Annotated in this window: 4 protein-coding genes and 1 pseudogene; 1 reads left to right on the top strand and 4 read right to left on the bottom strand. The window is 65.5% G+C overall.

The features are described from left to right. Positions 1-16 precede the first annotated feature (16 nt). Positions 17-2,914, bottom strand: coding sequence for a valine--tRNA ligase (locus DBR12_RS07265; protein WP_108616642.1), 2,898 nt, complete (start codon positions 2,912-2,914; stop codon positions 17-19). Between the two features lie 312 nt (positions 2,915-3,226). Between DBR12_RS07265 and DBR12_RS07270 the strand changes: the two genes are divergently transcribed. Next, positions 3,227-5,083, top strand: coding sequence for a M48 family metallopeptidase (locus DBR12_RS07270; RefSeq protein WP_108616643.1), 1,857 nt, complete (start codon positions 3,227-3,229; stop codon positions 5,081-5,083). Between the two features lie 173 nt (positions 5,084-5,256). Here the strand turns inward: DBR12_RS07270 and DBR12_RS07275 are convergent. The 3 genes and pseudogenes from DBR12_RS07275 to DBR12_RS07285 form a co-directional block, all read right to left on the bottom strand. Next, a pseudogene (locus DBR12_RS07275) lies at positions 5,257-5,505 on the bottom strand (VOC family protein); the annotation flags it as partial. Between the two features lie 193 nt (positions 5,506-5,698). After that, a complete protein-coding gene (locus tag DBR12_RS07280) occupies positions 5,699-7,138 on the bottom strand; it encodes an aldehyde dehydrogenase family protein (RefSeq protein ID WP_108616644.1) in 1,440 nt (479 codons plus the stop codon). 9 nt (positions 7,139-7,147) lie between these two features. Next, the coding region (locus DBR12_RS07285) for an aminotransferase class III-fold pyridoxal phosphate-dependent enzyme (protein ID WP_146185493.1) at positions 7,148-7,789 on the bottom strand (642 nt) is incomplete at its 5' end.

The raw sequence follows: 7,789 nt of genomic DNA on the forward strand, positions 1-7,789 counted from the left end.
GCCTGTGTCTATTGACTCAGCCCAGGCGGCCCAGTTGGTCGCGCAGGCGGGTCAGCGTGGCGCCAAAGTCGGCGATGCGCTTCTTTTCCTGGTCGATCACTGCAGGGGGCGCCTTGGCCACAAAGGCTTCGTTCGAGAGCTTGTTGTTGGCCTTGGCCACCTCGCCCTCGATGCGGGCGATTTCCTTGGACAGGCGGGCCTTCTCGGCAGCCACGTCGATTTCCATGTACAGCGCCAGGCGGGCTTCGCCCACCACGGCCACAGGCGCGGCCTGCGCGGCAGCGGCCCAGGCGGCCTCGTCGTCAAACACCTTGACCTCGCTGAGCTTGGCCAGCGCTTGCAGCACCGGGCCTACGCCGCGCATGAAGTCGGTGTCACCCACGGTGTACAGGGGCAGGCGGGTGGACGGGGACACGTTCATCTCGCCACGCAGGGCGCGGCAAGCGTCCACCAGGCCCTTCACGCGGCCCATGTGGGCTATCGAAGCCTCGTCGATCTTTTCCAGTTGGGCCTGCGGATAGCGGGCGATGCTGACCGACTCGCCGGGGATGCCGGCCACAGGTGCCACCACCTGCCACAGGGCTTCGGTGATGAACGGGATGATGGGGTGGGCCAGGCGCAGAATGGCTTCGAGCGTGCGGATCAGTGTGCGGCGCGTGGCGCGCTGCTGGGCTTCGGTGCCATTCTGGATCTGCACCTTGGCAATTTCCAGGTACCAGTCGCAGTATTCGTTCCAGACAAAGTCATAGATCGTGTTGGCCACGTTGTCCAGGCGGTATTCCTCAAAGCCCTTGGCGACTTCGGCCTCGGTCTTTTGCAGCAGCGAGGTGATCCAGCGGTCGGCCTGGCTGAACTGCATGTAGCCGTGGGCGGGGCCGCCGGGCTGGCACTCTTCCTTGGTGTGTTCCTTCAGGCCGCAGTCCTGGCCTTCGCAGTTCATCAGCACAAAGCGGCTGGCGTTCCAGAGCTTGTTGCAGAAGTTGCGATAGCCCTCGCAGCGCTTGCTGTCAAAGTTGATGCTGCGGCCCAGCGACGCGAGCGCAGCAAAGGTGAAGCGCAGCGCATCGGCACCATAGGCCGGAATGCCCTCGGGGAATTCCTTTTGCGTGTTCTTGCGCACGGTGGGTGCCGTCTCGGGCTTGCGCAGGCCGGTGGTGCGCTTGTCGAGCAGGGGCTCAAGGGCAATGCCGTCGATCAGGTCCACCGGGTCGAGCACGTTGCCTTCGGACTTGGACATCTTCTTGCCCTGCGCGTCGCGCACCAGGCCGTGGATGTACACATGCTTGAAGGGCACGCGGCCCGTGAAGTGTGTGGTCATCATGATCATCCGGGCGACCCAGAAAAAGATGATGTCGTAGCCCGTGACCAGCACGGTGCTGGGCAGGTAGAGGTTGAAGTCGTCGGTGTCGGCGGTGCCTTGGTTCGGCCAGCCCATGGTGCTGAAGGGCACGAGCGCGGACGAGTACCAGGTGTCCAGCACGTCCTCGTCGCGGCGCAGCTGCTTGCCCGGGGCCTTGGCCTGCGCCTCGGCTTCGTTGCGGGCCACGATCACGTTGCCGTCTTCGTCGTACCAGGCCGGAATCTGGTGGCCCCACCACAGCTGGCGGCTGATGCACCAGTCCTGGATGTTGTTCATCCACTGGTTGTAGGTGTTGACCCAGTTCTCGGGCACAAAGGTCACCTCGCCGCTGGCCACGGCGTCGATGGCCTTTTGTGCAATGCTCTTGCCTGTGGGGTCCTGGTCGCTGACCTTGCTCATGGCCACGAACCACTGGTCGGTCAGCATGGGCTCGACCACCTGGCCTGTGCGGGTGCAGATGGGCACCATGAGCTTGTGCTTCTTCACCTCGACCAGCGCGCCGATGGCTTCGAGGTCGGCCACCACGGCCTTGCGGGCCACAAAGCGGTCCATGCCCTGGTACTTGGCGGGCGCGTTTTCATTGATGGTGGCTTGCAGCGTCAGCACCACGATCATGGGCAGCTTGTGGCGCTGGCCCACGGCGTAGTCGTTCTGGTCGTGCGCGGGGGTGACCTTGACCACGCCCGTGCCGAATTCCTTGTCCACGTACTCGTCGGCAATCACCGGAATCTGGCGGTCGCACAGCGGCAGGTTGACCATCTTGCCGATCAGGTGCGTGTAGCGTGCATCCTCAGGGTGCACCATCAGCGCCACGTCGCCCAGCATGGTCTCGGGGCGGGTGGTGGCCACCGTCAGGCTGCCGGAACCATCGGCCAGCGGGTAGGCGATGTGCCAGAGCGAGCCGTCTTTTTCTTCGTTCTCGACTTCCAGGTCCGACACGGCGGACTGCAGCTTGGGGTCCCAGTTCACCAGGCGCTTGCCGCGGTAGATCAGGCCCTGCTCGTACAGCTTCACGAAGGTGTCGGTCACCACAGCGCTGAGCTTGTCGTCCATGGTGAAGTATTCGCGGCTCCAGTCCACGCTGTCGCCCATGCGGCGCATCTGCGTGGTGATGGTGTTGCCGGACTTTTCTTTCCACTCCCACACCTTGCTCACAAAGTTCTTGCGCGCTTCGGGTGGGGTGGGGCCCATGTCGTAGCGGCTGATGCCTTGCTCCTGCAACTGGCGTTCCACCACGATCTGCGTGGCAATGCCCGCGTGGTCGGTGCCGGGCACCCACACCGTGTTGAAGCCGCGCATACGGTGGTAGCGCGTGAGGCTGTCCATGATCGTCTGGTTGAACGCATGGCCCATGTGCAGCGTGCCTGTGACGTTGGGCGGCGGCAGCTGGATGGAGAAGGCGGGCTCGCCCGCCTGGGGCTGGCCCGTGCCACGGTGGCCTGCGGTGCCATACCCGCGCTTTTCCCATTCGGGGCCCCAGTGGGCTTCGAGTGCGGCAGGTTCAAAGGACTTGGACAGGCTGTCGAGGCCGGGTTGTGCTTGGGGCGTGCTCATGGGGTTTGGCAGAAGGAAGAGGCGGGCGCGGGGCACGCCTCAGCGGTCAAGAGGGTGGACCGGGCATTTTACGGGAGTGTCGGCGGGTGCCCGGCGGCCTTTTCTCCTCGTCCAGGCCCTTCCCGCATCCCGCCTTCACCCCATGGGCTTTCCGCCTGTCGGCCATTTCTCGCCAATTGTTACCTTGTCGCTCGACGTGAGTGCTGTGGCGTCTCGATAATCCCGCCCGGTGAAGCAAGAGGGCCTTCGGAGAGGGAGGCGTAGCTTCATGCTTCGCCCGGGTCAAAAACATATAACCAATAGGTCCCATCCATGCATCTTTCCTCCGCACTCCGCGCGGGCCTGGCCAAGGTCTTTGTCTATGCGCTGCTGGCACTTTTTCTTATCCCGGCGTTGACCTTGGGGTTCAGCGTCTATGCACAGCGCGACCAGGACGCGGATTTTGTGGCTGGCGTGAGCCAGCGTATCGACGCCGAAAAGGCCATGCCACCCGCCGAGAAGCAGGCGCGCAAGGACTACTTCCGCAGCAACCCGCCGTCCACCATTTGCGACAACAGCTCTGCCGAGGCGCAGGAGTACCGCGAGGCGCTGTGCGAGCGGTTCTCCGACGTGTGGCAGTTCCACATGGCGCACAAGGTGTCGTTCTGGACCCTGGTCGCCAGCGGCGTGCTGCTGGTGGTGGTGCTGGGCCTGGGTGCGCTGGCCTTTGCCGACCGCACGCTGCAGTACACCAGCTTTGTGGCGGGCTGGCGCCTGACCACCTGGGCCAGTGCCGCCGCGCTGGTGGTGCAGGGGGCGATGGCGGTGTGGCTTTCGTTCTGGGTCACGGCCTTCTTCTTTCACAAGTATTCGCCCAAGCTCATCATCATCGTGGGGCTGGCCGTGGCGGCGGGCGTGTTGGTGGCGGTGGCGGGTATCTTCAAACGCGTGCAGTTTGACAACCGTGCCGTGGGCGAGTTGGTGTCCGAAGACGATGCGCCCCTGCTGTGGAAGCGCATCCGCCACATGGCGCGCCGCCTCAAGACCGATCCGCCGCAGCACATCGTCGCGGGCATCGACGCCAACTTTTTTGTGACCGAGGCGCCGCTCACGGTGGGCAACCACACGCTCACGGGCCGTACGCTTTTTGTCAGCCTGCCGCTGCTGCGCATCCTCGACCAGGCCGAGGCCGATGCCGTGTTTGGCCATGAGCTGGCCCACCTGCGCGGCGGCGACACCCAGAGCAGCGCCCGGCTGGGCCCGAAGCTGGTGCAGTTTGACCACTACCGCCACGCGATCCGCAGCGGTGGGCTCTCGGCCGTGGCGTCGCCACTGCTCGACCTGTACCGCACCATCTTCGAGTTTGCCCTGGCGCGCGATAGCCGCGAGCGCGAGTTCAAGGCCGACCGCATTGCCGCCAAGCTCATCTCGCCCGCCGCGATTGCGCAATCGCTGGTCAAGATTGCTGCCTATGCGCAATACCGCGCCAGGATCGAGGACGAGCTGTTTGGCCGCAATGAGCAGCAGGACGGTGCCACGCTGGGCATCGCCCGCTTTGTGGCCCAGGGGCTGGCGCCGTATGCGGCGTCCGACGATTTTCTGGAGGCGATGAAAACGGCCAACGTGCCGCACCCCTTCGACTCGCACCCCGCCATGCCCGAGCGCCTGCGCAACGTGGGCATGGCGCTGAAGGAGCGGGACTATGGCGCCATCGCCGTGCGCGCACCCGCCACCACCTGGGTGCAGGAGATTTTGACGGCCAACGCGATCGAGCAGCGACTGTGGAACGACTACGAACAGCAGTTTGCGCAAGACCACGAGCGCAGCCTGGCCTACCGCTACGAACCCGCCACCGACGAAGAGCGCGCGCTGGTGCTGCGCTACTTTCCGCCCGTGGTGTTTGCGCTCAAGGGGGAGAACACGGTGGAGGTCAGCATCGAAGGCATCCGCACATCGGCCGACGAGACCACGGTGTTCTGGGACGCGGTGAAGGCGCTGGAGTTCAAGGAAAGCAGCTTTGGCAATGCGCTGATCGTGACCCACCCCGAGAAGAACGCCCTGGGCCTGGGCGCCAAGACCAGCAAGATCAAGCTGTCCGGCCTCACCAAGGAAAAAGACCAGTTCAACGCCGTGGTGGGTGCCTACTGGCAGCGGCACCAGATCATGCGGGCGCAGCAGCAACAGCAGTAACAAAAGCCGCCGCAGTAGGCGGCAGCACCGCAGCGCCCTGGGTGTTTGCTATTAAATATATAGCTAATAACGCTTGATAGTCGCGCGGGGATGGCCATTTTCACCATTTTTTTGGGCTGGCGTCACGTTCCACCCTGCGCCAAGGTAGTGGAACGTGGTGGGGTCAGGGGCCGTCAGCCTTTGACGAACTCCGGCCGGTCGTTCTGCTGCGGCTTGAGCGGCGCTGCCACCTTGCCTTCGGCGCGCTCCTTGCGCCACTGCTCCTTGCGGGCCGTCCACTCGGCCAGGTGGGCGTGGGCTACGGTGCTGTCCTTGGCCATCTGCTCTTCGTCGGCCAGCTGGGCCGACAGCTCCAGGCGGATGCCGTTCGGGTCGAAGAAATAGATGCTTTGGAAGATGTGGTGGTCGGTCACGCCCAGCAACAGGGCCGCCCGCTGGCCGACGGCACGCAGGAGGTGCTGCGGCATGTGGCGTGTCTGTGGGGCTTTGGCGCGCAGATTGAGAGTAAAGACGTCTACGGCCACAACTCTGTGCTGCACTCGGTGCCGACCCCTACCGAATGGAGTATGGGGCCGGTGGCAGGGCCTCTACGCTTTCTCCGCCCAGCGCACCTGTTCAGGTGGCCTGCTGTTCCTCGTAGCCAAACATGGACTTGGTCTCCAGGTACTCCTCAAAACCCATGCGCCCCCACTCGCGCCCGTTGCCCGACTGGCGATAGCCACCGAATGGCGCCGCATGGTCGGCACGCGCGCCATTGAGGTGCACCATGCCGGCGCGCAGACGCCGTGCAATGCGCCGGGCGTGGGCCAAGTCGGGCGCGCTCACATAGGCCGACAGGCCGTAGACCGTGTCGTTGGCGATTGCAATAGCCTCTTCCTCGCTGCTGTAGGGCATGATGCAGAGCACAGGCCCGAAGATCTCCTCGCGCGCAACCACCATGGTGTTGGCCACGTGGGCAAAGACCGTGGGCTGCACGAAGTAACCCTGGGAAAGGCCCTCGGGTCGCTCCAGGCCGCCGGTGGCGAGTTGTGCGCCCTCGCGCAGGCCGTTGGCGATGCACTCGCGCACCTTGGCGTACTGCACGGCATTGGCCACCGGCCCTAGCGTGGTGGCGACATCGCGGGGATCGCCCAGGCGCAGCGACTGCGCCGCTTCCACCGCGATGGCCGTGGCGGCAGCGTGCAGGTGTGTGGGCACCAGCAGGCGCGTGGGTGCGTTGCAAGACTGGCCGCTGTTGCGAAAGCACTGCAGCGCAGCCTGGCGCACGGTGGACACCAGGTCCACGCCGTCCATGATGAGGTGAGGCGACTTGCCGCCTAGCTCCTGCGCCACGCGCTTGACGCTGTCGGCCGCAGCCTTGGCTACGGCCACACCGGCGTGCGTGGAGCCGGTGAAGGAAATCATGTCGATGTCCGCGTGCGCCGCCATGACCGCGCCCACGCCCGGCCCATCACCGTTGACCAGATTGAATACCCCGTGCGGCACGCCCGCTTCATGCAGCACTTGGGCGAACAGCAGGGCCGACAGCGGCGCCGTCTCGCTGGGTTTGAGTACCACGGTGCAGCCCGCAGCCAGGGCGGGTGCCACCTTGCAGGCGATCTGGTTCATGGGCCAGTTCCAGGGCGTGATCAGGCCGCACACACCGATGGGTTCGCGCGTGACGCGGGTGCGGTTGATCACCTCGTCGAAGGCATAGCCCGCCAGCACCTGGGCGGCCTGCTTCAGGTGCGACAGGCCGGCCACGGCATGGGCTTGGCGCGCCAGCGTGAGCGGCGCACCCATTTCCAGCGACACCGCCATGGCGATGGCATCCATGCGGGTCTCGTAGGCGGCTATCACGGCCTGCAGCACGGCCAGGCGCTGCTCCCGGCTTTGCGCAGCCCAGGCAGGGAAAGCACGGCGTGCGGCAGCCACGGCCCGGTCCAGGTCGCAAGCATCTCCGAGGGCGATGCGTGCCACGGGCTGCTCGGTGAACGGGTCGATCACGTCCTGCGTGCGCGTGCCCTGGGCGGGCACCCAGGCGCCGTCGATGTAGAAATTCAAATGTTCCTGCATGGCAGGGGCTCAGGCGATGCTTTGCAGGGCCGCGCGAATGCTGTGCGCCATCTCGCCGATCTGCGCCTCGCTGATCACCAGCGGGGGCGAGAGTACCAGCGTGTCGCCCGAGTTGCGCACCAGCACGCCCGCCTCGAAGCAGGCGATGTGCACGGCCTGGGCGCGTGCACCGGCTGCCCCCGGGCGCGGTGCCAGGTCCACGGCACCCAGCAGGCCAATGTTGCGCACATCCACCACGTGGGGCGCATCGCGCAGACCGTGCAGCGCGGCCTCCCACACCGGGGTGATGGCCTGCACGCGCGCGGCCAGGTTGAGCTCCTCGTGCACGTCCAACGTGGCCAGGCCCGCCGCGCAGGCCAGCGGGTGGGCGGAGTAGGTGTAGCCGTGGAACAGCTCGATCGCGTTGGCCGAGCCCTGCATGAAGGCGTCGTACACGCTGTTGCCCACGATCACGCCTCCCATGGGCACGGCGCCGTTGGTCATACCTTTGGCGCAGGACATCAGGTCCGGTATGACGCCAAAGGCCTGGGCCGCGAACGGCGCGCCCACGCGCGAGAAACCGGTGATCACTTCGTCAAAGATCAAGAGAATGCCGTGCTGCGTGCACAGCTCGCGCAGGCGCTGCAGGTAGCCCACGGGCGGCGGATACAC

Source organism: Acidovorax sp. HMWF029 (assembly GCF_003060895.1).
Lineage (GTDB): Bacteria > Pseudomonadota > Gammaproteobacteria > Burkholderiales > Burkholderiaceae_C > Acidovorax.